Annotated in this window: 16 protein-coding genes; 8 read left to right on the forward strand and 8 right to left on the reverse strand. The window is 55.1% G+C overall.

Translation table 11 applies throughout. The features are described 5' to 3' along the window. The first annotated feature begins 78 nt into the window (after positions 1-78). From JOE25_RS22620 to tsgA, 4 genes are all read left to right on the forward strand, one after another. The gene (locus JOE25_RS22620; RefSeq protein WP_209639460.1) at positions 79-423 is read left to right on the forward strand and encodes a PTS lactose/cellobiose transporter subunit IIA; all 345 of its coding nucleotides are present in this window, start codon (positions 79-81) and stop codon (positions 421-423) included. Further along, positions 420-1727, forward strand: a complete 1308-nt coding sequence (locus tag JOE25_RS22625; RefSeq protein WP_209639107.1) for a 6-phospho-beta-glucosidase — start codon at positions 420-422, stop codon at positions 1725-1727. The genes JOE25_RS22620 and JOE25_RS22625 overlap by 4 nt, the downstream gene beginning before the upstream one ends. Before the next feature lie 97 nt (positions 1728-1824). Further along, positions 1825-2805 carry a LacI family DNA-binding transcriptional regulator gene (locus JOE25_RS22630; protein ID WP_209639462.1) on the forward strand — a complete coding sequence of 327 codons (981 nt, stop codon included), beginning with the start codon at positions 1825-1827 and terminating at the stop codon, positions 2803-2805. A 360-nt stretch (positions 2806-3165) separates the two neighbouring features. Further along, a complete protein-coding gene (tsgA, locus tag JOE25_RS22635) occupies positions 3166-4350 on the forward strand; it encodes an MFS transporter TsgA (RefSeq protein ID WP_209639110.1) in 1185 nt (394 codons plus the stop codon). Positions 4351-4411: 61 nt separating this feature from the next. On the opposite strand, the gene JOE25_RS22640 is transcribed toward tsgA, so the two are convergent. Then, positions 4412-5695 (reverse strand): cytosine deaminase, encoded by a 1284-nt coding sequence (locus JOE25_RS22640; protein ID WP_209639112.1) that lies wholly within the window; start codon positions 5693-5695, stop codon positions 4412-4414. Between the two features lie 288 nt (positions 5696-5983). Between JOE25_RS22640 and nirB the strand changes: the two genes are divergently transcribed. Genes nirB through cysG form a run of 4 tightly spaced genes read left to right on the forward strand, consistent with a single transcriptional unit; the run spans position 5984 to position 11141 of the window. Next, positions 5984-8533, forward strand: coding sequence for a nitrite reductase large subunit NirB (gene nirB, locus JOE25_RS22645; protein ID WP_209639114.1), 2550 nt, complete (start codon positions 5984-5986; stop codon positions 8531-8533). Next, complete coding sequence (gene nirD / locus JOE25_RS22650) at positions 8530-8856, forward strand: nitrite reductase small subunit NirD (RefSeq protein ID WP_209639116.1); 327 nt, start codon at positions 8530-8532, stop codon at positions 8854-8856. Before nirB ends, nirD begins: the two co-directional genes overlap by 4 nt. 30 nt (positions 8857-8886) lie before the next feature. Beyond that, positions 8887-9687, forward strand: coding sequence for a nitrite transporter NirC (nirC, locus tag JOE25_RS22655; protein WP_209639118.1), 801 nt, complete (start codon positions 8887-8889; stop codon positions 9685-9687). A gap of 50 nt (positions 9688-9737) precedes the next feature. After that, positions 9738-11141, forward strand: a complete 1404-nt coding sequence (cysG, locus tag JOE25_RS22660) for a siroheme synthase CysG (protein ID WP_209639120.1) — start codon at positions 9738-9740, stop codon at positions 11139-11141. 53 nt (positions 11142-11194) lie between these two features. On the opposite strand, the gene trpS is transcribed toward cysG, so the two are convergent. The 7 genes from trpS to aroK form a co-directional block, all read right to left on the reverse strand. Further along, positions 11195-12199 carry a tryptophan--tRNA ligase gene (trpS, locus tag JOE25_RS22665; protein WP_209639122.1) on the reverse strand — a complete coding sequence of 335 codons (1005 nt, stop codon included), beginning with the start codon at positions 12197-12199 and terminating at the stop codon, positions 11195-11197. 2 nt (positions 12200-12201) lie between these two features. Continuing rightward, the gene (locus JOE25_RS22670; RefSeq protein ID WP_209639124.1) at positions 12202-12900 is read right to left on the reverse strand and encodes a phosphoglycolate phosphatase; all 699 of its coding nucleotides are present in this window, start codon (positions 12898-12900) and stop codon (positions 12202-12204) included. Continuing rightward, entirely contained in the window at positions 12893-13570 is a 678-nt protein-coding gene (rpe, locus tag JOE25_RS22675; protein WP_209639126.1) for a ribulose-phosphate 3-epimerase, read from the reverse strand. The genes JOE25_RS22670 and rpe overlap by 8 nt, the downstream gene beginning before the upstream one ends. A gap of 112 nt (positions 13571-13682) precedes the next feature. Continuing rightward, positions 13683-14495: an adenine-specific DNA-methyltransferase gene (dam, locus tag JOE25_RS22680; protein WP_209639128.1), complete on the reverse strand. Its 813-nt coding sequence runs from the start codon at positions 14493-14495 to the stop codon at positions 13683-13685. A gap of 278 nt (positions 14496-14773) precedes the next feature. Beyond that, complete coding sequence (locus tag JOE25_RS22685; RefSeq protein WP_209639130.1) at positions 14774-15796, reverse strand: SPOR domain-containing protein; 1023 nt, start codon at positions 15794-15796, stop codon at positions 14774-14776. Positions 15797-15955: 159 nt separating this feature from the next. Then, on the reverse strand, positions 15956-17053 hold the full coding sequence (gene aroB, locus JOE25_RS22690; protein ID WP_209639132.1) for a 3-dehydroquinate synthase: 1098 nt from the start codon (positions 17051-17053) through the stop codon (positions 15956-15958). Positions 17054-17146: 93 nt separating this feature from the next. Then, positions 17147-17668: a shikimate kinase AroK gene (gene aroK, locus JOE25_RS22695; RefSeq protein ID WP_004391482.1), complete on the reverse strand. Its 522-nt coding sequence runs from the start codon at positions 17666-17668 to the stop codon at positions 17147-17149. Positions 17669-17733 lie beyond the last annotated feature (65 nt).

Here is a 17733-nt window from a genome sequence, read left to right on the forward strand (position 1 = left end):
TGAGGCGACACTGAAAACAATGACTATCCGCCGGCATGACTGTCGCGCAATAACTGGAGAAATAATGTGAGTGAATTGATGACTGAAACTGAAATCAGCCCCGATTTTGAAAGCACCATCATGGAGCTGCTGGTGTTCTCCGGTGGTGCCCGCAGCAGTGCGCTGATGGCGCTACAGCAAGCGCGTGCCGGCGACTTTACCGCCTCGGCCAAGCATATGGCCGAGTCCAAAGCATCGGTAAAAAAAGCCCATCGTATTCAGACCCAGCTGATCGGTCTGGACGAAGGCTGCGGCAAACTGACTATCAACCTGATCACCGTTCATGCCCAAGATCATTTGATGAATGCCATGGTGATCCAGGATCTGGCGGACGACATGATTGAACTGTACCGCCGTCAGGCCCAGTTGGAGGTTCGCGCATGAACGCGTTGAAAATCGCTGTTATTGGCGGCGGCAGCAGCTATACACCTGAATTGGTCGATGGGTTGATCCAACGTATCGAAGAGCTGCCGGTGACTGAATTGGCACTGGTAGACGTTGAGCCTGGGCGTGAGAAAGTAGAAATCATTGCCGCACTGACCCAACGCATGTTGGCACGCCACGGGTTAGAGCAAGTGAAGGTTAGCGTGCATTTCGAGCTCGATGACGCGATTCGCGGAGCCAGCTTCGTATTGACGCAGTTCCGCGTCGGGCAACTGCCGGCACGCGCCGCCGACGAGCGTTTAGGGCTGAAATATGATCTTATCGGCCAGGAAACCACCGGCGTTGGTGGCTTTGCCAAAGCGCTGCGCACCATTCCAGTCATGCTGGATATTGCACGCAGAGTAGAAAAATTGGCACCCGATGCCTGGATCATCAACTTTACCAACCCTGCCGGCATTGTCACTGAAGCGGTCTCTCGTTATACCAAAGCGAAAATTATCGGCCTGTGCAACGTGCCGATCAGCATGCATCACATGATCGCCAACATGCTGAAGGCACCTTATAGCGAAGTACAGCTGCAGTTCGCCGGCCTCAATCATATGGTGTGGGTACATCAGGTTACGCAAAACGGTCTCGACGTGACCGACCAGGTCATCAACATGCTGTGCGACGGTGCCGCTCTGACGATGAACAACATCAAGGAAGAGCCGTGGCAGCCTGATTTCCTGCGTGCCGTCGGTGCGATCCCATGCCCGTATCACCGCTATTTCTATCAGACCAAAGAGATGCTGGCCGAAGAAATTGCCGCAGCGGCCGAACGCGGCACCCGCGCCGAGCAGGTGATGAAAGTAGAGAAAGAATTGTTTGAACTGTATGCCGATCCACATCTCGACAGCAAACCGGAGCAGCTCAGTTTCCGTGGCGGATCATACTATTCAGAAGTCGCGCTGGAGCTTATCCGTGCGATCCATAATAATCTCGGTACGCAATTAGTCGTCAATACAGCAAACCGTGGCGCTATTCGCGGTTTGCCAGACGACGCTGTGATAGAAACTAACTGTATCGTCGATGCGCAGGGCGCACATCCGCTGACGTTTGGTACCTTGCCAGACGCCATGCACGCGCTAACCCAGCAGGTCAAAGCCTATGAACGTCTGACCATCGACGCTGCCGTACATGGCTGCCGACGTAGCGCTCTGTTGGCGCTGGTTACCAACCCACTGGTAGGCAATGCTAACGTGGCACAACCCCTGCTGGATGAAGTGCTGGCGGTGAATGCGCCTTATCTGCCGCAGTTCAAATAACTGTCTGGCAAGCCAGAGTCGCTGATAGATTGCTATAACGAGTATGTCGGGGTTCGGTTCGCCGGACCCGTTTTTTGCCGTAATCAGGAGTCGGATGATGGTGACACTGGAAGATGTCGCAGCTTTGGCAGGCGTGTCCCGCGCCACCGTGTCACGCGTAGTGAATGGCGATACCAACGTTAAAGGGCAAACCCGCGAGAAGGTTGAGCGCGCGGTGACTCAGCTCGGCTACACCCCCAATCCTGCCGCCCGTGCGCTGGCCTCCAGCCACAGTAATACCTTGGGACTGGTCACCACCTCGTATCGTGGCGGCTTCTTCGGCGCACTGATGGACTGCGTCCAAACCGAAGCCGAATCTCACGGCAAACAACTGCTGGTAACCCAGGGGCGTAACAGTGCGGAAAATGAATGGCAGGCGATTCAGCGGCTGTTCAGCCTGCGCTGTGATGGCGTGATCCTGCACGTACGCTTTCTCAGCGATGACCAACTGCGCCAATTGGCGACAGAGCAACGCCGCTTTGTGCTGCTCGATCGTCTGGTGCCTGGCCTGGAAGACCGCTGCGTCACCTTCGATCATCCACGCGCCAGCCAAATGGCAACACAGCAGTTGATCGATGCCGGTCACCGACATATCGCCTGTATCAGCGGGCCGCGAGACCGCCCTTCCAGCCGATTGCGGCTCGACGGTTTTGAACAAGCGATGCAGTCCGCACATATCAAACCGGTCGCCTGCGTCGAAGGGCTCTACGATCTTGAAAGTGGCTATCGTTGCGCCGACCAGCTGCTGCAAATGGAAACTGTCCCGACCGCAATCTATTGCTGTAACGAAGAGATGGCTATAGGTGCTTTATTGGCGATCAACGAGCACCGTTTGCGGGTACCGCAAGATATCTCATTAATTTGTTATGACAGCGGTGAACGCGCGCCCTTCGTGCGGCCTGCTCTGACCAGCGTACATTTCCCCATTACCGAAATGGCGCAGTACGCTGCACGTCTGTTGATTGACCCGACCACCGCCGGTGCGCACTTCTCGCCAAAAGTCATCAGCCGTGATTCGATCGTGACGGCAAGCAAATAGATCACAAAAATATCTCAGCAGCTTTCATTGATTGCATCAAAAAATCGACAGCCATCACAAAAACTCCCGTTGTCTGTGCTAGGATCCGCTCCCTGGTGGCTTGATCGGGACTTTTTTCTGCTTTTGCCAGGAAAAACCAGCGGCCTTAATCCAGCGTTATACCCTATGAATTTCAAATTGCAGCCAAGTGCCCAGTGCATTTATCCCCTGGTATTGTAGGGGTGTTGCATGCAGCGCCCGTGTTAATCGGGGCGAATTTATTCGCCCCCTACGGTGACTGGGATCAATGGACGCAGGCAACCACGCTGCGGTTTGAAAGGCGACGGGAGTAATCCTAACAGACATAATCAGGCCTATATAATGAATGACAGCAACCGTCTACGGCTTACCTGGATCAGCTATTTTTCTTACGCGCTGACCGGTGCTTTAGTTATCGTCACAGGGATGGTGATGGGAAACATTGCAGAGTACTTTAATCTGCCGGTTTCCAGCATGAGTAATACGTTTACCTTTCTCAACGCCGGTATTTTGATTTCGATCTTCCTTAATGCCTGGCTGATGGAAATTATCCCGCTGAAACGCCAACTGATGTTTGGCTTTATCTTGATGGTATTGGCTGTCGCAGGACTGATGGTGAGCAAAAGCTTAACCATGTTCTCGTTATGCATGTTTATCTTGGGTGTGGTCAGCGGTATCACCATGTCGATAGGCACCTTCTTGATTACCCATATGTACGCGGGCCGTCAACGCGGTTCACGTCTACTGTTCACTGATTCCTTCTTCAGCATGGCGGGGATGATTTTCCCGATTGTCGCCGCAATGCTGCTGGCGCGTCAGATTGGTTGGTACTGGGTATACGCCTGTATCGGCCTGCTGTACGTAGGCATCTTTGTGCTGGCCTTGTTCTCCGAATTCCCGGTACTGGGCAACAAAGGCGCCGACGCGGGTCAGCCGGTAGCGAAAGAAAAATGGGGTATCGGCGTGTTATTCCTGTCGATCGCCGCACTGTGCTACATCCTCGGTCAGCTCGGCTTCATTCAGTGGGTACCGGAATACGCCACCAAGTCCTTCGGGATGGATATCAGCCAGGCAGGTAAACTGGTGAGCGACTTCTGGACGTCGTACATGGTCGGTATGTGGGTGTTCAGCTTTATCCTGCGCTTCTTTGATTTGCAGCGCATCGTCACCATTCTGGCCGCGTTGGCGACTGGCGCAATGTACCTGTTCGTCAGCACCGACAACCCGGAACACCTGGGCTACTACATTATGGCGCTGGGCTTCGTTTCAAGTGCGATCTATACCACGCTGATCACACTGGGCTCGTTGCAGACCAAGGTTTCCTCACCGAAACTGGTTAACTTCATCCTGACCTGCGGCACCATCGGCACCATGCTGACCTTCGTGGTTACCGGCCCGATTGTCGCAAAAGGTGGCGCGCACGCGGCGCTCACTACCGCTAACGGCCTCTACCTGGCGGTATTCGTGATGTGTCTGCTGCTCGGTTTCGTGACCAAGCACCGCAGCCACGGCCACGTAACGCACTAATCTGCTACCCTGATGTGAAAAGGGCGCCTCGGCGCCCTTTTTTATCAGTTCAGTCTGCACCTTAGCGCCGGAAATCCACCTTCTCATCCTGCGTCAGGTACAACGTTGTCTCCGCTGGCTGGGTTTCGGCAATCACCGCCCCTTCACGTATCGAATAGCGCACTGGCGTCTGCCGGCGCACGGCATCAAACCCGCTTTCTGCAGGCAGGATCACCAGATTGGCACTGTTGCCTGCCACCAAGCCGTAATCCGTCAGGTGCAACGTCCGCGCACTGTGGCTGGTGATCAACTTCAATCCGTCGTCTATCTGGCCATACCCCATCAGTTGGCACACATGCAGCCCCATGTGCAGCACCTGCAGCATGTTGGCGGTACCCAGCGGATACCAGGGATCGAACACGTCGTCATGACCAAAGCAGACATTAATCTCTGCTTCCAGCATCTCCTTCACCCGGGTAATACCACGCCGTTTAGGGTAGCTGTCGAAGCGCCCCTGCAAGTGAATATTCACCAGCGGATTCGCAACAAAGTTGATGCCGGACATTTTCAGCAGGCGGAATAGCCGCGACGTGTAAGCACCATTGTAAGAATGCATCGCCGTGGTGTGGCTAGCCGTCACCTTGGCTCCCATACCCAGCTTCAGCGCCAGGGCGGCGACGGTTTCAACAAAGCGTGACTGCTCATCATCAATCTCGTCACAATGCACGTCCACCAGCCGATCGTACTTTTGCGCCAGGGCAAACGCCTTGTGCAACGACTCCACGCCGTATTCACGGGTGAACTCAAAGTGTGGAATGGCCCCCACCACGTCAGCCCCCAGCCGCAGTGCCTCTTCCAACAGCGCCTCTCCGTTGGGATAAGACATGATGCCCTCCTGCGGAAAAGCGACGATCTGCAAAGTGACCCAGGGCGCGACCTCTTGCTTCACTTCCAGCATCGCTCGCAACGCCGTCAAGGTAGGATCCGAGACGTCAACGTGAGTACGCACATATTGCACGCCATTGGCGATCTGCCACTTCAGCGTCTGCCAGGCCCGTTGCTTAACGTCTTCATGGGTGAGCAGCGCCTTGCGTTCAGCCCAGCGTTCAATGCCTTCGAACAGGGTACCAGACTGGTTCCAGGTCGGCTGTCCGGCGGTTTGGGTCGTATCCAGGTGAATATGCGGTTCAACAAATGCCGGCATCGCCAACCCACCCTGCGCATCCAGCACATCACTTCGCCACTCCGGCCCTTCCGGCTGCGGCACGATATGAGCGATGCGCCCCTGTTCAATGGCCAGTTGCCAAAGACCTTCATGCCCGCTTAATCGCAGGTTATCGATAAACTTTAATGGACTCTTGGCCACCCTTCACCTCTGCTGTTCCAACCTGTTTTCTTCATCATACTGGTAGCGGATCATACTGACAAAGCCGCCTTGGGGTGGCTCCCCCCACCATTACTCCCAAATGAGTAAAATTCGTATCAACTGGCTCGTTTCAGCTAAAGATGAATAAAAACCGCAACTTATCAAATATCGATAAAAATCATCTATATACCACATTAGAGGTATATGGAGGGACGATTGATTTGCATCAATAAATTGCCCGTTGGGAAGAATAAGGTAACCCTAGGAAACCAGAATTTTGAGGCAATAATGAGCAGAGTCAAACTTGCTGTCATCGGGAACGGCATGGTCGGCCACCGATTCATAGAAGATCTGTTGGAAAAAGCAGACAAAGACCAGTTCGACATTACCGTATTTTGTGAAGAACCGCGTATCGCTTACGATCGCGTTCACCTGTCTTCTTATTTCTCTCACCACACTGCCGAAGAGCTTTCGTTAGTGCGTGAAGGCTTTTACGAAAAACAGGGCGTTAAGGTATTGGTTGGCGAGCGCGCCATTACCATCAACCGCAGCGAAAAAGTCATTCACTCCAACACCGGCCGTACGGTGTACTACGACAAGCTGATCATGGCCACCGGTTCTTACCCGTGGATACCGCCGATCAAAGGCGCCGAAAGCCAGGACTGTTTCGTCTACCGCACCATTGAAGATCTGAACGCCATCGAAGCCTGCGCACGCCGCAGCAAACGCGGTGCGGTCGTCGGTGGGGGCCTGCTGGGATTGGAAGCTGCAGGCGCATTGAAAAGCCTGGGTGTAGAAACCCACGTCATTGAGTTCGCGCCGGTACTGATGGCAGAGCAGCTCGACCCGATGGGTGGCGATCAACTTCGTCGCAAGATCGAGCGTATGGGCGTAAAAGTCCATACCGGTAAAAATACCCAGGAAATCATCAACGGCGGGGAACAGGCACGCAAGACCATGCAGTTTGCCGACGGAACCGCGCTGGAAGTCGACTTTATCGTTTTCTCCACAGGTATCCGGGCCCAGGACAAGCTGGCCCACCAGTGCGGCCTGGCGACCGCACGCCGGGGTGGCATCGTGATTAACGACAGCTGCCAGACGTCCGATCCAGACGTTTACGCCATCGGCGAATGTGCGTCATGGCGTGAGCGTACCTTCGGTCTTGTCGCTCCTGGCTATAAAATGGCGCAGGTCGTGGCCGACCATCTCCTGGGCCGTGAAAACACCTTCCTGGGTGCAGACATGAGCGCCAAGCTGAAACTGCTGGGTGTCGACGTCGGCGGCATCGGTGATGCTCACGGTCGTACCGAAGGCTCTCGTAGCTACGTTTATCTGGATGAGAGCAAAGAAGTTTATAAACGCATCGTGGTCAGCGCAGACAACAAAACCCTGCTTGGCGCGGTGCTGGTCGGTGACACCAGCGATTATGGCAATTTGCTCCAATTAGCGCTTAACGCCATCGAGCTGCCAGAAAATCCAGATGGCCTGATCTTACCAGCGCATGCAGGCAGCAAACCGGCTATCGGCGTCGACTCACTGCCGGAAACGGCCCAAATCTGCTCCTGTTTCGACGTCAGCAAAGGCGACATTATCAAAGCAGTCAGCATGGGCTGCCACACCGTCGCGGCGATCAAGTCCGAAACCAAAGCCGGTACCGGGTGTGGCGGCTGTATTCCACTGATCACACAGGTGCTGAACGCCGAGCTGAGCAAACAGGGCATCGAGGTTAATCACCACCTGTGCGAACACTTCGCCTATTCGCGTCAGGAGCTTTACCACCTGATCCGCGTCGAAGGCATTAAATCCTTCGATGAACTGCTAACCAAATACGGCAAGGGCTACGGATGCGAAGTCTGTAAACCGACCGTCGGCTCGCTGTTGGCTTCCTGCTGGAATGAGTACGTGCTTAAACCGCAGCATACGCCGTTGCAGGACACCAACGATAACTTCCTCGGCAATATCCAGAAAGACGGTACCTACTCGGTGATCCCACGTTCCGCCGGTGGCGAAATCACACCGGACGGACTGATGGCCGTTGGCCAGATCGCCAAGGAATATAATCTGTACACCAAGATGACCGGCTCCCAGCGTATCGGCATGTTCGGCGCGCAGAAAGATGACCTGCCAGCCATCTGGAGCAAACTGATTGCCGCCGGTTTTGAAACCGGACATGCCTACGCCAAGGCGTTGCGTATGTCGAAAACCTGCGTCGGCAGTACCTGGTGCCGCTTTGGCGTCGGCGACAGCGTCGGGTTTGGCGTCAAGCTGGAACACCGCTACAAAGGCATCCGCACCCCGCACAAAATGAAGTTTGGCGTTTCTGGCTGCACCCGCGAATGTGCTGAAGCCCAGGGCAAAGACGTCGGCATTATCGCCACCGAGAACGGCTGGAACCTGTATGTGTGCGGCAACGGTGGCATGAAACCACGCCACGCCGACCTGCTGGCGGCGGACCTCGATAGCGAGACGCTGGAGCATTACCTCGATCGCTTCATGATGTTCTATATTCGCACCGCCGATAAGCTGCAGCGTACGTCGGTATGGCTGGAAAGCCTGGAAGGCGGCATCGATTATCTTCGCAAAGTGATCATTGACGACAAGCTGGGCATCAACGCGCAACTGGAAGCCGAGATCGCCCGCCTGCGCGATGCGGTGATCTGCGAGTGGAAAGAAACCGTTGAGCACCCGGAATCCCAGGTGCGTTTCTCCCACTTTATCAACAGCAACCTGCGTGATCCGAACATCCAGGTCGTCGCCGAGCGCGAACAGCATCGGCCGGCGCGTCCAGATGAACGTATCCCTGTCACCTTACTGGAAGCTGAGGAGAACAACGCATGAGCCAGTGGATAACCCTTTGCCCCATCACCGATATCCTGCCCGGTACCGGCGTATGTGCCCTGATCGGCGACCAGCAGGTCGCGATATTTCGCCCTTACAATGACGAACAGGTCTTTGCTATTAGCAATATTGACCCCTTTGCCCAGGCCAGCGTGTTATCACGCGGCCTGATCGCCGAGCATCAAGGGGAATTGTGGGTTGCCAGCCCACTCAAAAAACAACATTTCCGCCTGCACGACGGCCACTGCCTGGAAGATGACAGCCGCTCCGTTGCGCATTTCACCAGCCGGGTTCTGGACGGCATGGTGCAGGTCGCGGCCTGATTTTTTTACTTTAACCTCAGGGGAAGCAGCATGTTCACCGATACCATCAACAAATGCGCCGCCAACGCAGCGCGGATCGTCAGGCTGGCGAAACACAGCCCGCTGGGCTTTTGGATCAGCTCGGCGATGGCCGGGGCCTACGTCGGCCTCGGCATCATTCTTATTTTCACACTCGGCAATCTGGTCGACCCGTCCATCCGACCGTTGGTGATGGGGGCCACCTTCGGCATCGCACTGACTCTGGTGATCATCGCCGGTTCCGAGCTGTTCACTGGCCACACCATGTTCCTGACGTTAGGCGTCAAAGCTGGGACCATACGCCAAAGTCAGATGTGGGCAGTTTTGCCACAAACCTGGCTGGGCAATCTGTTGGGCTCAGTGCTGGTCGCGCTGATGTACTACTACGGCGGGGGCAGCCTGCTGCCAGTGGACACCAGCCTGGTGCATACCGCAGCGTTGGCAAAAACCACCGCGCCGGCAGAGGTCTTATTCTTTAAGGGTGTGCTGTGTAACTGGCTGGTCTGCCTGGCAATTTGGATGGCGATTCGCGTTGAGGGTGCCGCAAAATTCATCGCTATTTGGTGGTGTCTGCTGGCCTTCATTGCGTCCGGCTATGAACACTCCGTCGCCAACATGACGCTGTTTGCCCTGTCCTGGTTCGGCCATCACAGCGACGCCTACACCCTGAGCGGAATAGGCCATAATCTGCTGTGGGTGACATTGGGTAATATTGTGTCCGGCTCTGTGCTGATGGGCCTGGGTTACTGGTATGCCACACCGCGTGCCGAACGACCTCAAACCGAAAAAGCGGCAACACGTCAGACCGCGTAACATTTTTGGGGCGCCTTGCGCCCCTCTGCTGATTGCCCCGAGGATTGCCGATGGACTACCTGCCAATTTTCTGCCAACTGCAACACAAAGCCTGCCTGCTGGTCGGTGGCGGTGAGATTGCCGAACGCAAAGCTCGCCTGCTGCTGGACGCCGGTGCAGCACTGACCGTCAATGCCTGCACATTCACCCCACAGTTTCATGAGTGGGCCGCGCAAGGACAGGTTACGCTGTCAGAGGGCGAATTTAGTGCGGCATTGCTGGCAGAGAAATGGCTGGTGATCGCCGCTACCGATCGGGTCGAAGTCAACGCACTCGTGTATCAATGCGCCAACCAACAACGGGTGTTCTGCAACGTGGTGGATGATCCTAAGCGCGCCAGCTTTATCATGCCGTCGATTATCGATCGCTCACCTATTATGGTCGCAGTGTCCTCCGGCGGCAAAGCGCCGGTGCTGGCACGTCTGCTACGTGAAAAGCTGGAAGCGGCTCTGCCCCAACATCTGGGTAAGTTGGCGCAATTGGGCGGTTCATTGCGTCAGCGGGTGAAAAAGCACTTCAGCGACATGGGCTCTCGCCGTCGTTTTTGGGAAAAGCTCTTTGCCCATGATCGCCTCGCGCAGTCGCTGGCCAATAATGACGCAGCACTGGCGGAACGGCAGATCGAGGCGTTGTTCAACCATCAACCGCAAGATCACGGCGAAGTGGTGTTGGTGGGGGCTGGCCCGGGCGATGCAGGTTTGCTGACGCTGAAAGGCCTGCAGCAAATCCAGCAGGCTGACGTGGTGGTTTATGACCGGCTGGTCTCTGATGATGTTATGACGCTGGTACGCCGCGATGCCGAACGTATTTTCGTTGGCAAGCGTGCGGGCCACCATTGCGTGCCGCAGGAACAAATCAATCAAATCCTGTTGGAGCAAGCACAGCTGGGTAAACGTGTTGTACGGCTGAAAGGCGGTGATCCGTTTATCTTTGGACGCGGTGGTGAAGAACTGGAAACGCTGGCGGCAGCCAATATTCCGTTCTCCGTAGTGCCCGGCATTACTGCCGCCTCCGGCTGTTCAGCCTACAGCGGTATTCCTCTCACTCATCGAGACCATGCGCAAAGCGTACGGTTAGTGACTGGCCACGCCAAGCGTGACGGCGGGCTAGATTGGTCAACACTGGCTGCCGGGCAACAAACGCTGGTGTTTTATATGGGTCTGACTCAGGCGGCAGACATCCAACAGCAACTGATCGAACATGGCATGCCTACCTCAACCCCAGTTGCGCTGGTTGAGAACGGAACGTCCTGCCGCCAGCGGGTGATCGAAGGGACATTGAGCCAACTGGGAAGTTTGGCTCAACAGGCTGCCAGCCCAAGTTTAATCATTGTCGGCAGCGTGGTGAGCCTGCGTAGCAAGCTGAATTGGTTCTCCAGCCAGGAACTCGCACCGCCGCTGGCCCAGATGGCCTAGCCCCATACGTAAAAAAAGCGGCCAATGGCCGCTTTTCTTTTTTTCACCAAGGATTACTGCGGTGACACAAACCCGACAGCCTGGTAAACCTTCGCCAGGGTTTCCTGTGCACGCGCACGCGCTTTGGCCGCGCCGTCACGCATCACCTGTTGCAACAGGGCTTCGTCGTTGCGGAAACGGTGATAACGCTCCTGAAGCTCACCTAACATACCGGATACCGCTTCAGCCACAGCGCCTTTCAAGTGACCATACATTTGGCCTTCGAACTCGGCTTCCAACTGGGCGATACTTTTGCCGGTCACGCCGGAAAGGATATCCAACAGGTTAGACACCCCCGCCTTGTTCGCCACGTCATAACGGACTACCGGTGGCTCTTCGGAATCGGTCATCGCACGCTTGATCTTCTTCATCACCGCTTTCGGATCTTCCAACAGGCCGATAACGTTATTGCGGTTATCGTCCGACTTGGACATCTTCTTGGTCGGTTCTTGCAGTGACATCACGCGAGCACCAGACTTAGGAATAAACGGCTCCGGCACTTTGAACACATCACCGTATAGCGCATTGAAACGCTGACCGATATCACGGCTCAGCTCCAAGTGCTGCTTCTGGTCTTCACCGACCGGTACCTGGTTGGTTTGGTACAACAGGATATCTGCGGCCATCAGCACCGGATAGCTGAACAAACCGGCGTTGATGTTCTCGGCGTAACGCGTGGACTTGTCCTTGAATTGAGTCATGCGACTCAGTTCGCCGAAGTAGGTGTAGCAGTTCAACACCCAGCTCAGTTGCGTGTGCTCCGGTACGTGCGACTGCACAAAGATGGTGCTCTTTTGCGGATCAATACCACAAGCCAGATACAGCGCCAGCGTATCCAGCGTAGCCTTGCGCAACTTGTCTGCATCCTGGCGTACGGTGATGGCGTGCAGATCGACGATGCAATAGATGCAGTCGTAATCGTCCTGCATCTTAACCCACTGACGCAGCGCACCCATGTAGTTGCCGATAGTCAGTTCGCCGGACGGCTGCGCGCCGCTAAATACGATGGGCTTACTCATGTTTAAAATTCCTGATTCTCTAAAGAGGACAGCCCAAGAGCGGGCAACAAGTCGGCAAAGCGCTCCAACACGCGGTCGGGATGGCTCAGGGCAATAGCTTCGCCGTAGTTATAACCGTAGGTCAGCGCGGCGCTTGGGCAGCCTGCGCCCTGTGCAGCCTGAATATCGTTACGGGAATCGCCGACGAACAGCAGCTCGTTGGCGCGCAAGCCAAGCTTGCCAAGAACCAGATACAGCGGTGCGGGGTGCGGCTTTTTTTCTACCACATCATCACCGCCGATAATCAGCGAGAAATAATCGATAATGCCCAATGCGGTCAGTAACGGCGCAACAAACGGCGTAGGTTTATTCGTCACCAGAGCCATTGGATAACCTTGCGCGGCCAAACTCGCCAGCGTTTCCTTTACCTGTGGAAACAGGCGGCTGCCGCTGTCGACCGTTTGTGCGTAAAAATGGTCAAAACGCGCGCGCAGTTGCAGGCAATGTTCCGGTGTGGCTTCAACTTCGGCCCAACGCAGTGCACGTTGCACCAACACGTCGGCGCCATTACCAATCCAGGTGCCGACCCGCGCTTCACCCGCCTGCGGCAGACCCATTTCTGCTAACGCCAAATCGATAGCGGCGGCAAGCCCTGGGGCACTGTCGACCAGAGTGCCATCAAGATCAAAGGCGAGCGCACGGATCGCGCCGAAATCAGCCATGTGTCACCTTTGCCAATTCACTGCGCATTTCATCAATCACGCGGCGGTAGTCCGGCTTACCGAAGATAGCGGAGCCCGCAACAAACATGTCTGCGCCTGCCGCAGCGATCTCGGCAATATTATCGACTTTGACGCCGCCATCCACTTCCAGACGGATATCGCGGCCGCTTTCGTCGATCAACTTGCGCACCTGACGCAGTTTATCCAGGGTGCCGTGAATAAACGACTGCCCGCCAAACCCTGGGTTGACCGACATCAGCAAAATCACGTCGACCTTGTCCATCACGTAATCAAGGTAACTCAACGGCGTTGCCGGGTTAAAGACCAGACCGGCTTTACAGCCGTGCTCTTTAATCAGTTGGATTGTACGATCGACGTGTTCGGAGGCTTCCGGATGGAAAGAGATGTAACTGGCACCTGCTGCGGCAAAGTCCGGCACAATGCGGTCGACCGGTTTTACCATCAAATGCACGTCAATGGGTGCGGTAATGCCGTAGTTACGCAGCGCCTGACAAACCATTGGCCCGATCGTCAGATTGGGGACGTAATGGTTATCCATCACGTCAAAGTGCACTACGTCGCCACCAGCGGCCAGCACATTAGCAGTGTCCTCACCCAGACGGGCAAAGTCTGCTGACAAGATGGACGGGGCAATCAAAAATTTTTTCATCCGCTCTCTCCAAACGTAGGGTTCGAATCGTTATACCCCTCGTTTTTCAAGCCACAACCTTGTTGGCCGCGACTCGAAATCCCTGGGGTAAATACACCGGGGTGTTCCCGGCTTAGCGATACAGCGCCAAAAGCTCATTCACTTTGCTGCGACCGAGAATATTTCTGCTGATGGTACGCCGCGCTTTCACCACGTACAACGATGCATGCTGGTACCAGTCACGCGTCAACTCGGTATCATGATTGGAAATCAATACGGGCACTTGGCTTTCTACCGAAAGCTGATGCGCCATCAACGCCAGGCTCTGCTGGTCCGCCATGCTGAAGCTATTTGTGTGGTAAGCGGTAAAATTCGCCGTCGCCGAGAGTGGCGCATAAGGCGGATCGCAATACACCACCGTACCGCGCTCAGCTTTTGCCATGGTATCGCGGTAATGCTCACAGACAAAAGTCGCGTTGCGGGATTTTTCAGCGAACCAATATAACTCTTCCTCAGGGAAGTACGGTTTCTTGTAACGTCCGAATGGAACGTTGAACTCACCACGCAGGTTATATCGGCACAAACCGTTGTAACAGTGGCGATTCAGATAAAGAAACAGCAGCGCACGGCGGTAAGGATCGTTACTCGTATTAAACTCTGCGCGCAGCAGGTAAAACTGATCCGACTTATTGAATTCATCGGTGAAAAGAAGGCGGGCATCACGCACGAAGTCATCCGTACGTAGCTTAACGATGTTATACAGATTAATAAGATCGCTGTTGATGTCGGCGAGAATATAGGCGTCGTATTCTGTGTTCAGGAAGACTGAACCCGCACCCACGAAGGGCTCGATTAAGCAGTCGCCTGCTGGTAGATGACGACGAATCTCGTCCACCAGCGGGTATTTTCCACCAGCCCATTTTAAAAAAGCGCGGTTTTTCTTCATGCCGTCAATTAGCTACTTATTATACAATTCAGAGCGGCGGATTGTACTCTGTTTCAGACAGCACATCAGCGCACAAATTTAAGTGATTGATACCCTTCATCCTTCAAGCCGCAGCATCATTGGCCACGCACAGTTATTCGACCTGTCCGCAGGCCACTTCAGTCATCTGTTACGAGTAAACAGGTACCCGCCGATTAACACGGGCGCAGCATGCTGCGCCCTTACAATGCCTGAAATTTCTGCTCTTGCCGCCTGGCCGCAGCTTGAAATCTATCGGGTTACTTTTTCAGATCCTGTTGAACCTGACCTACAGGCCGGACCCAAGGTTTTTTCGCCTGAACATCCGCAGGCAACGTCGCGATTGCGCGCTTCGCTTCTGCTGAAGAGGCATAGTTGCCGCTTACCAGTACATACCAAGGTTTGCCGTTACGCTGGGTTGAATACACCAGGTAATGCTGCAACTTCTGCTGCTTGGCGTAGGCATTAAGCGTATCGGAGCGCGAGGCACTGCTCAGTTGCAGAGTATAATGGCTCGCCGGTGCAGACTGAAGTGAGCCACCATTGCCGCTTACCGTGCCCGCTTTCGCACTCGCTGCCCCCGCTTTGCTGGAGGATGCTGGCGCTGGCGTATACACCGTGGTTGGCGTTTTATGCTGTGTGGCCGTAGCCGCTGGCTTACTGACGTTTTTCGCCGGTACTTTATGTTGCTGTGGCGCCGTGCCCTGCACTTGGCGTGCAGCTTCTTTCGCCGCAGCCCCGTTCATCAGGGTAGCCGGTGCTGTCGGCAGCGTTGACATCGGGCCGCTCATGCCCTGCGTCGCCGCATCAACCTGGCCCTGCTGCGCTGACAGTGCATCCGACATATTGCCTGGCAGATCAACACGCTGTTGCGCGCCGCCCTGCGCTGGCTGCGGTTGCGCTTCCGTCGGCGTACTGGAGATAGGTGGAACGTTGACCGTTTGCGGCTGAGACGTGCTGCTCACGCCGTTATTGTCATTGGTGTCAGTGGTACCGCCTGGCACACCGGTATTACCGGCAGTCAGCGACGACGAGCCCGACAGGTTGATGTCCTTGGCTGCGCCATTCTGTGCCCCTTCCTGTGCCGCCTCGTGCTTGGTTGGCGCCTTCAGCGCTGAACCAATACCGACAATCAGCAACAGCAACACCAGAATACCGATACCAATCATTAAGTGCTGACGTGAAACAGCAAAGCGTGGTCCCGGAGCCGGTTTACGCGAACGTGCAGGACGACGATCGCTGCTATCAGGTCTGAGATCGTCTTCCGGTTTAAACTCATCCATCTGAAACCCTCCAACTAGAGGCAAAAGCCCACCACTGTAGACCTACCGTGGCACGAGCAGATTAACCCGATCATGGCAAAGCGACGCCAGTCATGCTTTGCACATTAATTAATATAGATGTAAACGGCGGCTAAGCCACTGTTACTTCGTCCGATTTACTTAGACAGTCTGTTCAGGAAGGCAAGCTGCGATCGAAGCAAGCACCGTTTCATGCCCCACTCCGCCACGGACCTCCGCCTGGCCAATAGCCGTCGGCAGTACCAGGCGCAGTTCACCGGCCAGTACCTTCTTATCACGCATCATATGCGGCAGATAGGATTCCGGCGTCATTTCCTGCGGACCACACACCGGCAAACCCGCGCGCAACAACAGTGCTTTGATACGTTCAATATCGTCGGCACTGAACTGCCCGAGACGGTGCGCAGTTTCCGCCGCCATGACCATACCGGCAGCAACGGCTTCCCCATGCAACCATACACCATAGCCCATTTCGGCTTCGATCGCATGGCCGTAAGTATGACCCAGATTCAGCAGCGCACGCAGACCGCTTTCGCGTTCATCGGCAGCAACCACCTCGGCCTTCAGCTCGCAACAACGGCGGATACAATAGGCAAGTGCCTGCATATCCAACGCCATCAATGCATCGATATTGTTTTCCAGCCAGACAAAGAAATCGCGATCGAGAATAATCCCGTACTTGATCACTTCTGCCAGACCCGAGGAGAGTTCACGCGCCGGCAAGGTTTTCAGGCAATCCAAATCAACCACCACAGAAGCCGGTTGATAGAACGCGCCGATCATGTTTTTACCGAGCGGATGATTGACGGCGGTTTTACCGCCAACGGAAGAGTCCACCTGCGACAGCAGCGTGGTAGGAACCTGAATAAAGCGGACACCACGCTGATAACAGGCGGCGGCAAAGCCGGTAAGATCGCCAACCACGCCGCCCCCGAGGGCGATTAGCGTGGTATCACGACCGTGCGGCTTTTCCAACAGTGCCGAGAACACCTGCTCAAGCACGGCAAGGGATTTATACTGTTCGCCATCAGGTAAAATCACCTGATCCACCATGACGCCAGCCTGCTCCAGCACCTTCCGGACGTGGTCCAAATAGAGTGGTGCCAGGGTTTGGTTGGTGACCAGCATGACCTGTTCACCTGACTTCAGCGGCATAAAAGAAGCCGGATCGTTAAACAATCCGGCGGCTATGGTAATCGGGTAGCTGCGCTCCCCAAGCGTTACGGTAATTCTCTCCATGTCGCGCTCAGTTCTCAATGTGGTTTATCCCCGCTACTGCGGGGAACACAATCAGTCTTTCCGCATTTGCCGTGGCGAACACGGAAACCGCAATCAGTTACTTTCCAGCATGTTGATAATCTGGTTGGCAACCACTTTGGCGCTTTGATCGTCGGTGCGGATGGTGACATCTGCAATTTCTTCGTACAACGGATTACGCTCTTTCGCCAGCGCTTCAAGCACTTCACGCGGAGGAGAATCAACCTGCAACAGCGGACGCTTTTTGTCGCGCTGAGTACGGGCTAACTGCTTCTCGATAGTGGTTTCCAGGTACACCACCACGCCACGGGCAGACAGACGGTTACGCGTTTCACGCGATTTAACCGAACCACCGCCGGTAGCCAGCACGATGCCTTGCTTTTCCGTCAGTTCATTAATGACTTTTTCTTCACGATCGCGGAAACCTTCTTCACCTTCCACGTCGAATACCCAGCCCACGTCAGCTCCGGTACGTCGCTCAATTTCTTGATCGGAGTCGAAAAACTCCATATTGAGTTGCTGAGCTAACTGACGGCCAATAGTGCTTTTGCCGGCACCCATAGGCCCAACCAGAAAGATATTGCGTTTCTCTGCCATGTTTTTCGGTATTACTAAGACAATTCGTTAATGTTAACCCGCCCCGCCAATCAAATCAGCGGCGG

Origin of the sequence: Serratia sp. PL17 (assembly GCF_017832355.1) — a bacterium.
In the GTDB taxonomy this organism is placed as follows: Bacteria; Pseudomonadota; Gammaproteobacteria; order Enterobacterales; family Enterobacteriaceae; genus Serratia.

Excerpts from the sequence above, each read along its gene's own strand:
- JOE25_RS22620 (WP_209639460.1), top strand. The coding sequence starts at position 79 with ATGACTGAAACTGAAATCAGCCCCGATTTTGAAAGCACCATCATGGAG.
- JOE25_RS22625 (WP_209639107.1), top strand. The coding sequence starts at position 420 with ATGAACGCGTTGAAAATCGCTGTTATTGGCGGCGGCAGCAGCTATACA.
- JOE25_RS22630 (WP_209639462.1), top strand. The coding sequence starts at position 1,825 with ATGGTGACACTGGAAGATGTCGCAGCTTTGGCAGGCGTGTCCCGCGCC.
- tsgA (WP_209639110.1), top strand. The coding sequence starts at position 3,166 with ATGAATGACAGCAACCGTCTACGGCTTACCTGGATCAGCTATTTTTCT.
- nirB (WP_209639114.1), top strand. The coding sequence starts at position 5,984 with ATGAGCAGAGTCAAACTTGCTGTCATCGGGAACGGCATGGTCGGCCAC.
- nirD (WP_209639116.1), top strand. The coding sequence starts at position 8,530 with ATGAGCCAGTGGATAACCCTTTGCCCCATCACCGATATCCTGCCCGGT.
- nirC (WP_209639118.1), top strand. The coding sequence starts at position 8,887 with ATGTTCACCGATACCATCAACAAATGCGCCGCCAACGCAGCGCGGATC.
- cysG (WP_209639120.1), top strand. The coding sequence starts at position 9,738 with ATGGACTACCTGCCAATTTTCTGCCAACTGCAACACAAAGCCTGCCTG.
- trpS (WP_209639122.1), bottom strand. The coding sequence starts at position 12,199 with ATGAGTAAGCCCATCGTATTTAGCGGCGCGCAGCCGTCCGGCGAACTG.
- JOE25_RS22670 (WP_209639124.1), bottom strand. The coding sequence starts at position 12,900 with ATGGCTGATTTCGGCGCGATCCGTGCGCTCGCCTTTGATCTTGATGGC.
- rpe (WP_209639126.1), bottom strand. The coding sequence starts at position 13,570 with ATGAAAAAATTTTTGATTGCCCCGTCCATCTTGTCAGCAGACTTTGCC.
- dam (WP_209639128.1), bottom strand. The coding sequence starts at position 14,495 with ATGAAGAAAAACCGCGCTTTTTTAAAATGGGCTGGTGGAAAATACCCG.
- JOE25_RS22685 (WP_209639130.1), bottom strand. The coding sequence starts at position 15,796 with ATGGATGAGTTTAAACCGGAAGACGATCTCAGACCTGATAGCAGCGAT.
- aroB (WP_209639132.1), bottom strand. The coding sequence starts at position 17,053 with ATGGAGAGAATTACCGTAACGCTTGGGGAGCGCAGCTACCCGATTACC.
- aroK (WP_004391482.1), bottom strand. The coding sequence starts at position 17,668 with ATGGCAGAGAAACGCAATATCTTTCTGGTTGGGCCTATGGGTGCCGGC.